Genomic DNA, 15,348 nt, shown 5'->3' with positions numbered 1-15,348 from the left:
GTGCTAAAATTTTATTGATTGAGAGGTGCAACTCGATGAAAATTATTGAAGCAAATCTCGTTGTTATTTTCTGGGCTATTATTTTTGGTGAAGTGATTGGTTATATCGGAAGTGCTCTTGAAGTGATGACGTACAGCCCATTTACCATTGGTATTGTGACTGCAGTTATTGGGGTTATCTTTGTAAATGGCATTCACTTTCTTGGAATTAGTAGAACAGAATAAAAACAATAAGAACAAACAAAAAGAATCGAAGCAGACTAATTATTTAGCTGCTTCGATTCTTTTTTATTTATTTAACGATGAATGTCAGTTGATCATTTGCAACATCAATCATAATGTCATCATTCGGCTTCACTTCATTCCCGATAATTTTTCGGGCAAGTGGTGTTTCGACTTCATTGGTAATGAGTCGTTTCAGTGGTCGTGCCCCATAAGCTGGTTCGTACCCTTTTTGAGCCAACCACTCTTCTGCACTGGCACTAATTTCGAGGGTCATATTTTGAATTTCTAATCGTTTTGCGAGTGACTGGATTAATTTACCAACAATCTCGGTAACGTTCGCTAATGAAAGTGGCGTGAACATGATAGTGTCATCAATTCGGTTGAGAAATTCTGGCTTGAAGGCTTGATGTAACCGATCGTTCACCTTCGTTACGGCCTCATCAGAAATGTGACCCTGTTCATCCGTCCCTTCCAGCAACAAATCGGAACCTAAGTTGGAAGTCATAATTAAGATTGTGTTCTTAAAGTCAACGGTATGTCCTTGACCATCCGTTAATCGACCGTCATCTAAAACTTGAAGCAGAACGTTGAAAACATCTGGATGCGCTTTTTCAACTTCATCAAACAAGACAATAGAATAGGGATGTCTTCTGACCGCTTCGGTCAGTTGGCCGCCCTCTTCATAGCCAACATAACCAGGCGCTGCCCCAACCAATCGAGAGACAGATTCCTTCTCCATATACTCACTCATGTCAATTCGGACCATTTGCTGCTCGGAATCGAAAAGATCTTCCGCTAATGCTTTGGCTAATTCGGTTTTTCCGACGCCAGTTGGTCCCAAGAACAGGAATGAACCCAATGGTCGGCTAGGATCTTGTAATCCTGCTCGTGACCTTAAGACAGCATCAGATACCGCTGTAACGGCTTGATCTTGTCCCACAACTCGCTTATGCAGATTATCAGATAAGTGGAGTAATTTTTCTCGTTCGCCCTGAACGAGCTTCGCAACTGGTATTCCAGTAGCTCGAGCAACAGCTTCAGCAATTTCGTTTTCAGTAACCGATTCTTCTACTAGCCATTCACCAGAGTGATCGGTCGATTCCATTTTGGCTAACTCCTTCTTTAATTCTGGAATTGTCCCATGTTGGAGAACGGCCGCTTTATCTAAATCATTCCGATTTTCGGCTTCTTCCAAATCACGCTGCGCACGATCTAGTTCAGACTTCTTAGTTGAAAGAGCATCAAGGGACTTTTTCTCTTGATCCCATCTAGCTGCTAATCCAGAAACTGTCTCCTTGATATCGGCTAACTGTTTTTGCAATTCTTTCAATCTTGCTTGGGACTCTGAATCGGTTTCCTCTTTAAGTGCGCGTTCTTCAACTTCCATTCGCATTTGCTTACGACGGGCTTGATCAAGCTCGGTTGGTGCCGAATTCAAGGCAACTCGAATCGTTGCGGATGCCTCATCGATTAAATCAATTGCCTTATCTGGTAAGTACCGGTCCGTAATATACCGATCTGATAGTTTGGCAGCGGCAATCAACGCGTTATCGTGAATTCTGACGCCGTGATGAATTTCAAATCGTTCTCGTAAGCCACGCAAAATGGTGACGGTATCGTCAACGCTTGGCTCTGAAACGAGAACCCGCTGGAATCGTCGTTCAAGCGCCTGATCTTTTTCCAAATACTGACGATATTCATCCAGCGTGGTGGCACCAATTAAGTGAAGTTCGCCCCTTGCTAACATCGGTTTCAGCAAATTACCAGCGTCCATACTACCTTCAGTTTTTCCGGCACCCACGATGTTGTGAATTTCATCAATGAACATAATGATGTTACCTTCGCTCTTTTTGACTTCTTTCAGCACCGATTTTAGTCGCTCTTCAAATTCACCACGATACTTGGCACCGGCAATTAATGACCCCATATCTAGGGAGAAAATTGTTTTGCCCTTTAGGTTTTCGGGAACATCCCCCTTAACGATTCGTTGTGCAAGTCCCTCAATAATCGCCGTTTTCCCAACCCCGGGTTCACCGATTAAAATGGGGTTGTTTTTGGTCTTTCGTGACAGAATTCGAATAACCGATAAAATTTCTTCGTCACGCCCGATAATGGGATCCATTTTGCCAGAGCGCATTGCTTTGACCAAATCCGTCCCATATTTTTCTAACGCTTTATAATTATCCTCTTGGTTCTTTGAGGTAACCCGCTCGCCACTTCGAATTTGACTAACGGCATTTTTAACCTGTTGCTCCGTGATACCAGACGTTTTTAAATAACTGGTTAATTTTTCACCATTGAGATCCATTAACGCAATGGCCAAAATATCAGTTGCCATAAAATCATCATTAAAGTCTTTTTGAATTTGTTCGGCCTTTTGGAATAACTGCATCGTGTTTGGAGACAGTGATTCACCGTAGTTGATGTTTTGACCTTCAACAATGCTAATTTCATCTATTTCTTGATTAATTTCTGATTCCATCGCTTTTAAATCCACGCCAGCGGTACTGAAAATTTGTCGCACAAGCTCACCGGGTTGAATAAGGAATTTAAATAAGTGTGAAATATTGATTGCTTGGTGTTTTCTTGTTATCGCAATTTGTCTTGCTTCATTTAAGGCGTCAACAACTGCTTGAGTCATTTGATCTGGGTTCATTGATAAACCACCTTTCAATTTTTAATTATCATTTTTAGTTACCGTGATTTTATCACAGGAATTGGCTGAAGTGTTAAAATTTGACCTATTTTGACCTTTAATTTAAAAAGAAGGACGGTTACCCGTCCTCACTATCTTAACGACAGTTAATTTCATTAATTTTAAGCAGGACGTCGGTCGCCTTTTCCATCGTTTGTTCGGAGACGTATTCAAACCGACCGTGCATGTTTTCGCCACCAGCAAATAGGTTCGGCGTTGGAATCCCCATGAACGAAATCTTGGACCCATCTGTCCCACCGCGAACTGGATCGGTATCAGGCGTAATGCCCAATTCCTTCATGGCGGACTCAGCTAGGGTCACCACCGTCATGTCCTTCTCAAGGATTTCTCGCATATTGTAATACTGATCCTTTACAACGACTTTGATACGTTCAGAACCATAGGCTTGATTCATTTTATCAGCTACGTCCTTAAATAACGCCTTTTGAGCCTCAAACTTCTTTGAATCATGATCCCGAATAATATAGCCCATTGAAGCTTGATCAACGGTTCCTTCTAACTTATGCAAATGGAAGAATCCTTCTCGGCCTTCTGTTTTTTCTGGACGTTGGTTTTCAGGTAATTGATTGTGGAAATCAATGGCAATCTGCAAGGCGTTGACCATTGTGTCCTTGGCCTCACCAGGATGCACGTTAGTCCCAGTAATTGAAACGCGCGCATCAGCTGCATTAAAGGTTTCAAACTCAAGTTGACCGAGTGGGCCACCATCAACCGTGTACGCCATATCAACTGCAAAATCAGAAACGTCAAAATGATCGGCGCCAGTTCCAATTTCTTCGTCCGGTCCAAGGCCAATCATAATTTTGCCATGCTTAACTTCTGGATGAGAAATTAAGTAGTCTGCAAACGTGACAATTTCAGCGACTCCGGATTTATCGTCAGCACCCAACAGTGTTGTACCGTCAGTTGTAATAAGGGTGTCACCCACATAATTTTTTAAATTAGGAAAGACTTTCGGATCAAGAACAAACTCCCCCTCTTTATCTAATTTGATGATTGACTTGCCATCATAATTCTCAACTATCTGAGGATTGATACCCTCCGCATTGAAATCTGCCGTATCGATGTGGGAAATAAATCCAATAGAAGGAACCTCCTTCTCAACATTTGATGGTAACGTGCCAATAACGTAGCCACTTTGAGAATTGATGTGTACATCGCTAACCCCAATTTCAGTTAACTCCGTTTCTAAGCTTTTAGCAAATTTTGCCTGACTCTCAGTTGACGGAGTCGTGGTGGCCGTTTCATCAGAACGAGTTTCAGTTTGGACATACGTTAAAAATCTTGGAATTAATTTTTCATACTTTGTCATGGTTGTTTGCTCCCTTTTTAGATAAATGTGAATGGATCGGTATTTAATTTTGATTCACTAAAGTCGACTTGCCAATCATTTTCAATTTTCCAGCGGTCAAATAATTTAACCAGTTTAGGCTTACAAATGCGTTCAATATGATGTCCGGGATCAATAACCGATAGACCAGCGGCAAGCATATCATGAGCGGTATGGTAGTAAACATCGCCAGTGATGTAGACATCAGCGCCCTTTTCGATTGCTTCAGGATAAAACTTTCCCCCGTCACCACCCAAAATTGCGACTCGACGAACCATTTTTTCAGGGTGCTGACTGACCAATCTCAAGCCTGGTACATTAAAAATTGATTTACATTGCGCTGCAAATTCGGATACCGTGACTGGTTCAGATAATTCTCCAATCCGTCCCATGTAAATCGTCGTCCCACCATTTTGAAGCTCCGTAACGTTATAAATTGGACTACTTGAGGGATGCACTCTTTTCATGGTTTCAATTGCCTGAGATAAATCTTGCTTTTTTACCCGTAGTTTAAGTAACACTTCATCTGCCCAGGTTCGTTCTCCGACTGAACCCAACGCCACTTCTTCATCATTCATTGGCGTAAACCAACTAATTCCAGAAGTTTGAAAACTAGAACCATCACTCACACCGTCTCGACTACCCAGATCAGCTAGTGCCAAACGAACAGCATCAATATCATTGCTCGGCACCTGAACGGATAGTAGATAATCAGGTTCAATTTTTCGAAAAACGAGTCCACTTGTATGATTCAAATTAATTAGTTGTGATAGCCAATCATTCATTCCACCGGCAACGTTGTCCAAATTTGTATGAGCCGAGTACACAGTGATATCGTGCTTAATTAAGTCGGCATACATCTGATTCTGGGGCACACTCAAATCCAAATTTTGGGCTGGCCGAAACATCATTGGGTGATGCGAAAAAATAAAATCTACGTTATTTGCAACTGCTTCTGCCACCACCTCTGGCCGAACATCTAGGGTAACCATTACTTTTTGAATTTCTCGATTAATTGAACCAAGTTGTAGACCTACAGGATCCTTGGGTTCTGCAAGATCTGTTGGTGCAAATTTCTCAAACCGAGTGATTAAATCACTTGCTTTCAACCTAATACCTCCTCAATTGCTTTAATTTTTAATTCCACTTGTTCTAACTTTTCGACTGGTGATGTCGTTGCGGATTTGATTTGGGTTTCAACTTCCTTTAATCGCAACAATTCCAACCGCCATTTATTAATAAAAGCCTGATTTCGTTCCTTTACTAAGTATGGACCAAATAGGAGCTCCTTGGGTTGGTACTCAACGACAGCAGTTGTCGCGTCTGCAACAATGATTTCGTAGGAATGACCATCCTCTGCTAAGATTGCTTCTGCAGAAATCTGATAGCCATTTTCTTGAACCCATTTTCGAATATTATCTTCACCAATGTTTGGTTGCAAAATGAGCCGCTTGACGTTATCTAACTTATGCCGGCCTTCAGTTAAAATTGAGGTAATCAATGCCCCACCCATTCCCGCGATGACAACCGTATCAATTTCATCAGTTGATTCAATAGCGGCCAATCCATCGGCAAGTCTTGGTTGAATGATTTCTTCGAGCCCTTCTTTTACTATTTCGTGTTTTGCGTTTTCAAAGGGGCCCTTCACAACCTCTCCAGCAACCGCATATGAGATTAACCGGTTGTTCGCAAGATAAACTGGCAGGTAAGCGTGATCCGATCCAATGTCCGCCATTCTAGCATTTATTGGTACATATTCAGCAACTTTACTTAACCGATTTGATAAATGATTCCCATCCATTGTAATTCTCCGTTCTTCCTTTAGTCATACAATAAGTATACGTTAATTGGGGGCTGTTATCAAAAGGTCCTAACTAAGAATAGCCTGCCCAAACAGAATTATTCGAAAATAATCTGATACACAAAAATCCCTTCACAATTATCAGATGACTTATCCTTTTTCATCTGACAATCGCAAAGAGATTATCGTAAGTGTAACTTATAAAGTTTTACTCAAGGAAATCTTTTAGTTGCTTTGAACGTGAAGGATGACGAAGCTTTCTAAGGGCCTTAGCTTCAATCTGACGAATTCTTTCACGGGTAACACCAAATACTCGGCCAACTTCTTCAAGAGTGCGCGTACGGCCGTCATCAAGCCCAAAACGAAGGCGAAGAACATTTTCTTCACGATCGGTCAAGGTGTCAAGCACCCCTTCCAATTGTTCCTTCAACAATTCGTAAGCGGCATGATCGGCAGGACTCGTTGCATCATTATCTTCAATAAAGTCACCAAGGTGAGAATCATCCTCTTCGCCAATTGGGGTTTCCAACGAAACGGGTTCTTGCGCAATCTTCAAGATTTCGCGAACCTTTTCAGTTGGCATATCCATTTCAGCACCAATTTCTTCGGGCGCTGGCTCACGGCCCAAATCTTGTAGTAACTGACGTTGAATTCGGATTAACTTGTTAATTGTTTCAACCATGTGAACTGGAATTCGAATCGTCCGAGCTTGGTCCGCAATAGCACGGGTAATCGCCTGACGAATCCACCATGTTGCATAAGTTGAAAATTTGAATCCTTTGCGATAATCAAACTTCTCGACAGCCTTCATTAGACCCATGTTACCTTCTTGAATAAGGTCAAGGAATTGCATCCCACGGCCAACATATCGTTTAGCAATCGAAACAACCAGTCGAAGGTTAGCTTCAGCTAATTGCTGTTTAGCTTCCTCTTCGCCCTGTTCAATCTTAAGTGCTAACTCAACTTCTTGATCGGCAGTTAGTAAACTAACACGACCAATTTCCTTAAGATACATCCGGACAGGATCGTTAATCTTAATTCCAGAAGGAGCAGAAGTATCCTTTAGTTCCTTAGCGGTCACTTTTCTAGCGGCCTTTAAAGCTCTTGGATCTGGATCGCCATTTTTGTCAACAACACTAATACCAGCATCTTCAATGGCCTCAAGAAGCTTATCCATATGCTTTTCGTTCAAGCTTAATGGTGCAGCAATCTTATCGGTCAGAACATCATAGGTGATGTGTCCGTCTTTTTTATAATCTTTAATCAGTTTCTTAAGATCCTTGTCGTAAGTCTTTTTATCAAACTTAACAGCAGTTGTCTTCTTTTTGGCCTTGGTGGTCGTTTTCTTTGCCGTTGTTGCCTTTTTTGTAGTGGCTTTCTTGGTGGTGCTTGTTGCTGTTTCTTTCTTTGGTGCAGTATCTGTTGTTTTTTCTTTAGCCATGTAAATGCCTCCGTTTAAGCTTGTTTTTCACGCTGTATTTGCTGCTGTAATTTAATAATTTCAAAAGTAACTTCGCGTTCGCGACTAGAATCTCCTAATCGAACCGCATCAACTAACGCCTGTTTCAAGGAAATTAGTTGCGAGTCGATTGGCGCCTGATTCATGATGACATTCAAGTAATCATCAATTTCAGTCGTTGTACTCTCTGCACTAATCTGGGAAAGTTCTAGTTCCACAATAATTTGTTGCAATCGCTTGTCCTTAACGAAATCAATAAATTGTGCAGAATTATAATCCTCGTGATGAGTTTCAAAATACCCTTCAGCTAACAAATAGATTGACTGATAATCATCATGAATAAAATGGAAGGCCTCGACTGCCGTTACTTTTAGCCAAACATTTCGATCATGGAGCATCCTTACTAACAAATTTCTTTCCCCTCGTTCCGTCCGGTCAATTTTATGCACCTGACGATGATAGACAACATCAACTTCTGGTCGATGCTGTTGCTGATTGCTACCAGCCCTATGCTCCTGGCGTGGCATTGTTTGCCGCAAATCAGACAATTGTTGTTTTAGGGTTTCTTTATCAAGGTGAAAATTAGAAGACAACTGATTTAAATAAATATCCTGTTCAACCGGTGACGAAAGTGTTACGAGAACTTTTAAAACATCATTAATGTAGTCCAATTGTTCACTTTCGTTGTCAAGATTCCGATTCTTTTTAAGAAATTGAATCTTAAATCCAATCGGCGTCTCAACTGCTCCCGTAATCAGCTTTTGGAACTTATCCGATCCATACTTTTTTAGGTACTCATCAGGATCAAGCCTTTCAGGAATCTGAACAATATTGAGGTTTAAATTTGGCTCATCGTTGAGTAAGCCAATTGCACGATTTGTTGCATCTTGACCAGGCTCATCACCATCGTAACAAATGACCAGTTTCTTGGTAATACGTTCAATTGCAACGATTTGATCAGAAGTTAAGCTAGTTCCCATAGACGCAATGCCATTTTTAACGCCCGCTCGGTACGCTGCGATGACATCCATAAAGCCTTCAAAAAGAACAAGGTCTCCTGTTTGTCTTCCGGCAGCTCGTGCAATATCAAAATTGAAGAGCACTTTTCGTTTGTTAAAAATATCGGTCTCTGGACTGTTTAAATACTTAGGAGAATTTTCAGCTTTTACTAAAACTCGACCCGAAAATGCAATCGTCTTTCCAGACTGATTTCGGATTGGAAACATGACCCGGCCAGAGAATCGATCCCTTAACTGGCCCTCTTGATTTTCAATGAATAGACCAGATTGTCTTAATAATTGAAAATCGGCCTTCTTTTCTTGAAAGAATGGCAACAAGAGCCGCTTATCAGGAGCAAATCCAAGGTTATAAGTGGAAATAATTTCATCACTTAACCCCCGGTCATTCAAATATTTCAAAGCCGGTTCACCCATCTCGGTATTCACCAAAATGTGGTGATAAAGCTTAGCTGCTTGTTCATGAAAATCGATTAACTGTTGATTGACGGTTGTTTCAGTTGAAACGCCATCTGAAAGATCATTCTCAACATTTTCAGGTAACTGGATGTGACTGAATTCAGCCACTTTTCCAATGGCTTCCTTAAAGGATAAACCTTCTATTTCCATAATGAAATTAAAGACACTACCTCCACGGCCACAACTAAAACAATGATAGATTTGCTTGCTCTCGGAGACCGAAAAGGATGGCGTCCGTTCCTCTTGAAATGGACACAAACCAAATAAATTATTTCCAGATTTTTTGAGTTGAACGTATTGACCAATGACGTCAGCAATATTCGTTTCTTTCCGAACTTGTTCTATAACTTCTTCAGGTATATTCGCCAATTGCTCACCCCCAACCGTAATAAACCATTGAAAGCCATTTAGTAATCAAGATACTAAACGGCTTTCACTGCGTATTAACACAACTTATATGATACCACAATTGTGTCTTTATTCAAATTTTTAGCTCACAACAAAATCAACAAATTATTTAACAATAATTTGATCTAAATCACCTATTTTGGCAGCTAAATCAGCAATTAATTTCAACTGATTCATTCGGTTATTTTTAACAGTCTCATCATCAACCATCACCATTGTTGCTTCAAAATAATTATCAATAACTGGTTGTAGGTCAGCCAGCTTTTGGAATAATTCTGCAATGTCGGTTGTTTGAATAGCAGAAACAGCCTCATATAATTCTTTTTCAGAATCATTTTCGAATAGCGCTGTGTCTACTGGCTTTACGGTTAAGTTCTTTGCCCCTTTAACTGAAATTCGAATGATTCGGTCAAGTGACTCAATGACCGCTTTGAAATTAGCGTCATCTTCATGTTCAGTCAGAACCTTCGCAGAAATGAATAAATCAAAGACATCATCATTCTGGCCCGCAATAACAGCGTCAATAATATCATGTCGAACTTTTTTACTTTGTAGTACCGCTTTAACGCGATCCTTGATAAATGCTGAAACATCACTCAACTTTGCAAGCTGATCTAGCTTTGGTGCAACATTGGCATTTTCCTCAGCGTCAACAAATTCTTGCGCCCAAGCAGAAATTGGGAGATGCCAGTTCAAATTATTCACAATTCGAACAATTCCGTATGCCTGGCGACGCAAAGCATATGGGTCATTTGATCCACTTGGAATCATCCCCGCAGCAAAGAACGTCAAGATACTATCTAGTTTATCGGAGATAGCTAACACCGACCCAACTTTTGTTTCAGGAAGCGCTCCCTCAGCAGAGATTGGCATGTAATGCTCTCGAATAGCAGTTGCCGTTTCAGCGGTTTCACCTTGCAAGAGTGCGTACTTTTCACCCATTACGCCTTGTAGTTCCGCGAATTCTCCGACCATGCCGGTTACCAAGTCAAACTTATAAATTTCACTTGCACGACTTAAGTTTGATAATTCTGAACGAGTTAGTCCAACCGATTTCCCGATGATTTGTGCAATTTGCTGAACCCGCATCATCTTATCGTACATTGAACTAATCTTATCGTGGAAACTAACTTCCTTCAAACGATCAACGTAGTCCGCAATTTGGTTCTTTTGATCTTCTTCGTAGAAGAACATGGCGTCCGACAAACGAGCAGTTAAAACTTTTTCGTTTCCAGCAACGACATTCTCGATATGCTCGGCATTTCCATTTCGAACGGAAACAAAGTTAGGCAATAGGGTGCCCTTTTGATCCAAAACATAAAAGAATCGTTGATGATCCTTCATTGATGTAATCAAGACTTCATCTGGAATCGTTAAATACTTGTCATCAAAACTTCCTGAAAAGGCGGTTGGCCATTCAACTAAATTCGTGACTTCTTCTAGTAGTCCCTCATCAATCGTGATTTTCCAGTTATGCTCTTTGGCAATTTCTTGAATTTGGGTACGAATTAAGTCTTTGCGATCCTTCGCATTTGCAATCACAAATTCTTTTTTCAATGCTGCTTCGTAGTCCGTAGCATCTTTCAGTTCAATATTTGACCCAAGGAAACGGTGGCCGCGTGATTTGTTACCTGCCGTGATATTCAAAATTTCAAAAGGAATAACGCTATCATCCAGCATTGCAACTAACCATTTAATGGGACGGACAAACTCAAAGTGATAAGAACCCCACTTCATCATTGTTGGGAACGTCATTGATGTAATAACGTCCTTTAGCCCCTTTAAAACGTCACTCACAACCTTACCAACGACGTGCTTTTCAACGTAAACGTACTCAGTTCCCTTAAGTTCTTTAAAGGTAATGTCATCCGTCGTCACGCCTTGTCCCTTTGTAAAACCAATAGCAGCTTTGGTCCAGTTGCCATCCTCATCCTGCGCGATTTTTTTGGCTGGGCCTTTGACAGTTTCGGAAATATCTGGCTGCTTTTCGATAAGGCCTGAAATACTGATGGCTAACCGACGAGGAGTTGAAAAATCAGTCACTGTGTCAAAATCGATTCGGTTTTCCTTCAAAAATTTTCTAACTTTAGACTCTAATTGTCGAATGCTTGGCGTTACAACGTGCGCAGGCATTTCTTCTAGTCCAATTTCTAATAAAAAGGTATGTGCCATTATTTCTCCTCCTTGTCAGCTAATAATTCTTGCCGCTTTTTTTCGTCTTTAATCAATGGGAAGCCGAACTTCTTTCGCTCTGCTACAAAAGCCTTTGCAATTAGTCTAGCCATATTTCGAATTCTTGAGAGATAACCCGCTCTTTCAGTAACAGAAACGGCGCCTCTCGCATCCAAAAGGTTAAACGTGTGAGAACACTTCAATACGTAATCATAGGCCGGATGAACTAAGCCATTGGCAATTTGAGCTTTAGCTTCCTTCTCATAAGCATCAAATAATTTTAATAACATGTCTTGATTACTCTTTTCAAAGCTATACGTTGAATGTTCAATTTCTGGTTCTCTGAAAATATCACCGTATTGAACACCATCGCCCCATTGTAAATCAAAAACGGAGTTAACATCTTGAATATATGAAGCTAAACGCTCTAGCCCATAGGTAATTTCTGATGTAACGGGATCAACTTCCATTCCCCCAACAACTTGGAAATAGGTAAATTGTGTGATTTCCATTCCATCAAGCCAAACTTCCCAACCAACACCGGCACATCCCATTGAAGGATTTTCCCAGTTATCTTCAACAAATCGAATATCATGCTCAAGTGGATCAATTCCTAATTCCTGTAGACTGCCCAGATATAAGTCCTGAATATTTTCTGGAGCTGGCTTCATTACTACTTGAAATTGGTGATGTTGGTAAAGACGATTAGGATTTTCGGCATAACGACCATCAGCTGGACGACGTGATGGTTCAACGTATGCTGCATTCCATGGCTCGGGGCCAATTGCCCGCAAAAAAGTATAGGGACTCATTGTTCCGGCACCTTTTTCAGTGTCATAAGCTTGCATAAGCAGGCAGCCTTGTGCAGACCAATACTGTTGAAGCTTTAAAATAATTTCTTGCATTGTCAATTTCTTAGTCATTTGATTTCTCCTTTTTTTCAAATAAAAAACCCTACGCAGACTTTAATTGTCTACGTAGGGACGACGTTAATCGCGGTTCCACCCTACTTCTGGTATCAAAACCAGCAGCTTCGTTTTAAATTAAGTTGCTCCGAAAGTGCCAAATGATTGTTTTTATGGCTTCCTCACACTTTCGAAGCCTCGCTGATGTCAAAACAATAATCCTCTTTCATCTATGCCTGAAACATTAACAAAGACAATGATAGCCAACAACACAGCGGTTGTCAACGTCAAATGGAAGTTTGTGGTCCTTCCCATTCATTCATTTGATCGATAAATCGTTTGCTTTTGGGATGAACCCCGACCGTGTCATCATAAATTTGATCCAAGAAATGTCGAAGATGCTTCTTGGTTTCTGATTTAACGTTGATTGAATGCAGGGACTTTAGGTCAAGAACAGAAAACTGCCTTAAATAGTAAACCGTTCGCTGATCCAAGTGCATTCTCCGGGGGTCAAGGTGATAGTGTTTCTCGCAGAGCAGTCCACCATATGACTCCGAATAATCGAGCGGTGGATTTGTTTGACCACAGATAACACATCCCCTTAGCTCTGGTTGAACGCCAAATACTGGAAGCAATTGAACTTCAAAAATATTGGCGATTACGGCAGCATCTAACCCCTGATCTACTAATTTCATACCAGTAAAAAAGGGTTCATACCAACTAGTGAGAACCTCTGAATCAGGAAAGGCAAAGTCAATTAGACTCATAATGTAAGTAACATAAGCATTTTTAAAGATGTCGTTTGAGATATTTTTAAACTGCTCGGTTGACTTGCTTGAATTGATATACGAAAGCCCTTCTGACTTAATATCCCCAATGTATTTACCGTACGTAAAGGGCAGAATATCTGCGGTTAATTTAAAACCGCGCTTCTTCGCCCCACGCACAAAGAACATCTTTTTTCCAAATTCACGAGTCAGTATCTTGACGAGTAAATCGCGTTCCTGATAATCCTTTCGATACATGATGATGCCATTAAAATCGGTAATATTATGTTTTGGCAAGTGTACTCACCCTTTAATAGTCGTCCTTACGATAACCGTATGATTGAAGCGCTGATGCTTTATCCCGCCAACCAGGAACAACCTTAACCCACAACTCAAGATAGACCTTATCAGCAAGTAAATGCTCAATATCTTGACGAGCAAGCGTCCCAATTTTCTTAAGCATAGAGCCACCTTTGCCAATTAAAATACCCTTTTGAGTTGAGCGGTCAACGACAATCGTTGCCTGAATATGAATTTTCTGCTCATCCTGGCGCGCCATTTTTTCAACCACAACTGCAACTGAATGGGGAATTTCCTGACGAGTTAGCTGAAGAACCTTTTCACGAATCAGTTCAGAAACGATAAACCGTTCTGGATGGTCCGTAATTTGGTCGTCAGGATAGTACTGTGGTCCTTGAGGTAAGTTATCAACTAGTTTATTGAGAAGCTCGTTGACGTTATTCCCTTCAAGGGCGGAAATTGGATAAACTTCCTTCCAATCAAGTGCATTCTTAAATTGATCAACAATCACAATTAAATCGTCGGGATGAACTTGGTCAATTTTATTGATGACCAAGTAAATTGGCTTCTTAACTGTTTTTAAACGATCAATGATGAAGTTATCACCAGCGCCTCGTTTTTCATCAGCATTAACCATAAACAAGACGGCATCCACTTCATTTAATGAAGAAAGAGCCGACTTGACCATAAAGTCGCCAAGTTGGTTTTTAGGTTTATGAACACCAGGTGTATCGATAAAGACGATCTGCGCCTCATCAGTTGTATAAATTCCTTGAATCTTGTTTCTTGTTGTTTGTGCCTTGTCCGACATGATAGCAACCTTTTGACCGACGACTCGGTTTAAAAAGGTTGATTTACCAACGTTTGGTCTACCAATGATGGCAAGAAATCCAGACTTATAATTAGGATTATCCACGATTAACTATCTCCTCTATTGAAATAATGCAACTAGTTCTGGTACAAAAATGATGACACCAATAATAAATGCAAATGCCGCCGAAAGTAAGACACCACCCGCAGCAACGTCCTTCGCCTTTTTTGCCAAATCGTCATACTTAGGGCCAACTATTAAGTCCACCACCGATTCAACGATTGTGTTCAGTGCTTCAGACGAGATAACCGAAAAAATCGCCAGAATAATCCATAACCACTGCCCTAAATTTAAATTTAGAATAAGCCCTAGAACCACGGCCAACATTCCAAATAGCAGGTGCTTTCTGAAGTTTCGCTCAGTCGTTACAAGAGAAAATATTCCTTGCATCGCATGAATAAAGGACTGAATAAAGTTCTTATTTTTAGTCGTTTGTTTATCTTTTAAGCCCATAAGCATCTAAAATATCCCTCTGTAATTTGAACATCACTTTCTCATCTTCTGGTTTCATATGGTCATACCCATTCAAGTGCAAAAAGCCATGCACAACCAGGAATCCCAACTCACGGTCAAATGAATGTTCAAGATACTTTGCTTGCTCACCCACTTTGTCCATTGAGACAAAAATATCACCAATATTCTTAGGAATTTCCTCAGCTAACTCGTCGTCCAAGTTGAGTGGAAAATCATCGGCTTCTCCGTCTTCAATCGCAAAGCTGATCACGTCCGTTGCTCGATCCACGCCACGATACTCTTTATTGATTTCTTGAATTTTTTCATTATTCGTCAAAGTAACTGACATTTCAGTGTTCTCGGGTAGCTTAATATAGTTGCCGGCATATTCGAGAACTTTTTTAATTAAATTAAGACGGTCATCAGAAACACCCTGTTGGGTTTTATCGTAAATTTCTAAATCCATT

General features: G+C 40.7%; 13 protein-coding genes. 1 reads left to right on the top strand and 12 read right to left on the bottom strand.

The genetic code is table 11. The annotated features are described in order from the left end of the window. Positions 1 to 35: 35 nt before the first annotated feature. Positions 36 to 224, top strand: a complete 189-nt coding sequence (locus FD44_RS02150; RefSeq protein WP_010619762.1) for a DUF2929 family protein — start codon at positions 36 to 38, stop codon at positions 222 to 224. Between the two features lie 67 nt (positions 225 to 291). On the opposite strand, the gene clpB is transcribed toward FD44_RS02150, so the two are convergent. From clpB to ybeY, 12 genes are all read right to left on the bottom strand, one after another. After that, positions 292 to 2,880: an ATP-dependent chaperone ClpB gene (clpB, locus tag FD44_RS02145; RefSeq protein ID WP_010619761.1), complete on the bottom strand. Its 2,589-nt coding sequence runs from the start codon at positions 2,878 to 2,880 to the stop codon at positions 292 to 294. Between the two features lie 136 nt (positions 2,881 to 3,016). Next, a complete protein-coding gene (gene pepT / locus FD44_RS02140; protein WP_010619760.1) occupies positions 3,017 to 4,252 on the bottom strand; it encodes a peptidase T in 1,236 nt (411 codons plus the stop codon). Positions 4,253 to 4,269: 17 nt separating this feature from the next. Further along, positions 4,270 to 5,379, bottom strand: coding sequence for a Nif3-like dinuclear metal center hexameric protein (locus FD44_RS02135; protein WP_010619759.1), 1,110 nt, complete (start codon positions 5,377 to 5,379; stop codon positions 4,270 to 4,272). After that, the gene (locus tag FD44_RS02130; protein WP_010619758.1) at positions 5,376 to 6,071 is read right to left on the bottom strand and encodes a tRNA (adenine(22)-N(1))-methyltransferase; all 696 of its coding nucleotides are present in this window, start codon (positions 6,069 to 6,071) and stop codon (positions 5,376 to 5,378) included. The genes FD44_RS02135 and FD44_RS02130 overlap by 4 nt, the downstream gene beginning before the upstream one ends. A 208-nt stretch (positions 6,072 to 6,279) precedes the next feature. After that, positions 6,280 to 7,512 (bottom strand): RNA polymerase sigma factor RpoD, encoded by a 1,233-nt coding sequence (rpoD, locus tag FD44_RS02125; RefSeq protein WP_010619757.1) that lies wholly within the window; start codon positions 7,510 to 7,512, stop codon positions 6,280 to 6,282. A gap of 14 nt (positions 7,513 to 7,526) precedes the next feature. Then, the gene (gene dnaG, locus FD44_RS02120; RefSeq protein ID WP_010619756.1) at positions 7,527 to 9,374 is read right to left on the bottom strand and encodes a DNA primase; all 1,848 of its coding nucleotides are present in this window, start codon (positions 9,372 to 9,374) and stop codon (positions 7,527 to 7,529) included. A gap of 144 nt (positions 9,375 to 9,518) precedes the next feature. Then, positions 9,519 to 11,585: a glycine--tRNA ligase subunit beta gene (glyS, locus tag FD44_RS02115; protein WP_010619755.1), complete on the bottom strand. Its 2,067-nt coding sequence runs from the start codon at positions 11,583 to 11,585 to the stop codon at positions 9,519 to 9,521. Continuing rightward, positions 11,585 to 12,508 (bottom strand): glycine--tRNA ligase subunit alpha, encoded by a 924-nt coding sequence (gene glyQ / locus FD44_RS02110; RefSeq protein ID WP_010619754.1) that lies wholly within the window; start codon positions 12,506 to 12,508, stop codon positions 11,585 to 11,587. The genes glyS and glyQ overlap by 1 nt, the downstream gene beginning before the upstream one ends. A 269-nt stretch (positions 12,509 to 12,777) precedes the next feature. Beyond that, entirely contained in the window at positions 12,778 to 13,554 is a 777-nt protein-coding gene (recO, locus tag FD44_RS02105; protein WP_010619753.1) for a DNA repair protein RecO, read from the bottom strand. A 13-nt stretch (positions 13,555 to 13,567) separates the two neighbouring features. Next, the gene (gene era / locus FD44_RS02100) at positions 13,568 to 14,473 is read right to left on the bottom strand and encodes a GTPase Era (RefSeq protein ID WP_010619752.1); all 906 of its coding nucleotides are present in this window, start codon (positions 14,471 to 14,473) and stop codon (positions 13,568 to 13,570) included. 15 nt (positions 14,474 to 14,488) lie between these two features. Further along, entirely contained in the window at positions 14,489 to 14,887 is a 399-nt protein-coding gene (locus FD44_RS02095) for a diacylglycerol kinase family protein (RefSeq protein WP_010619751.1), read from the bottom strand. Beyond that, a complete protein-coding gene (gene ybeY, locus FD44_RS02090) occupies positions 14,865 to 15,347 on the bottom strand; it encodes an rRNA maturation RNase YbeY (protein WP_010619750.1) in 483 nt (160 codons plus the stop codon). Before ybeY ends, FD44_RS02095 begins: the two co-directional genes overlap by 23 nt. Position 15,348 lies beyond the last annotated feature (1 nt).

This window comes from Secundilactobacillus malefermentans DSM 5705 = KCTC 3548 (assembly GCF_001436395.1).
Classification (GTDB): Bacteria; Bacillota; Bacilli; order Lactobacillales; family Lactobacillaceae; genus Secundilactobacillus; species Secundilactobacillus malefermentans.
This window is presented reverse-complemented; position numbering and strand designations above follow the sequence as displayed.

Coding starts and splice junctions, on each gene's coding strand:
- FD44_RS02150 (WP_010619762.1), top strand. CDS start 36: ATGAAAATTATTGAAGCAAATCTCGTTGTTATTTTCTGGGCTATTATT.
- clpB (WP_010619761.1), bottom strand. CDS start 2,880: ATGAACCCAGATCAAATGACTCAAGCAGTTGTTGACGCCTTAAATGAA.
- pepT (WP_010619760.1), bottom strand. CDS start 4,252: ATGACAAAGTATGAAAAATTAATTCCAAGATTTTTAACGTATGTCCAA.
- FD44_RS02130 (WP_010619758.1), bottom strand. CDS start 6,071: ATGGATGGGAATCATTTATCAAATCGGTTAAGTAAAGTTGCTGAATAT.
- rpoD (WP_010619757.1), bottom strand. CDS start 7,512: ATGGCTAAAGAAAAAACAACAGATACTGCACCAAAGAAAGAAACAGCA.
- glyS (WP_010619755.1), bottom strand. CDS start 11,585: ATGGCACATACCTTTTTATTAGAAATTGGACTAGAAGAAATGCCTGCG.
- glyQ (WP_010619754.1), bottom strand. CDS start 12,508: ATGACTAAGAAATTGACAATGCAAGAAATTATTTTAAAGCTTCAACAG.
- FD44_RS02095 (WP_010619751.1), bottom strand. CDS start 14,887: ATGCTTATGGGCTTAAAAGATAAACAAACGACTAAAAATAAGAACTTT.
- ybeY (WP_010619750.1), bottom strand. CDS start 15,347: ATGGATTTAGAAATTTACGATAAAACCCAACAGGGTGTTTCTGATGAC.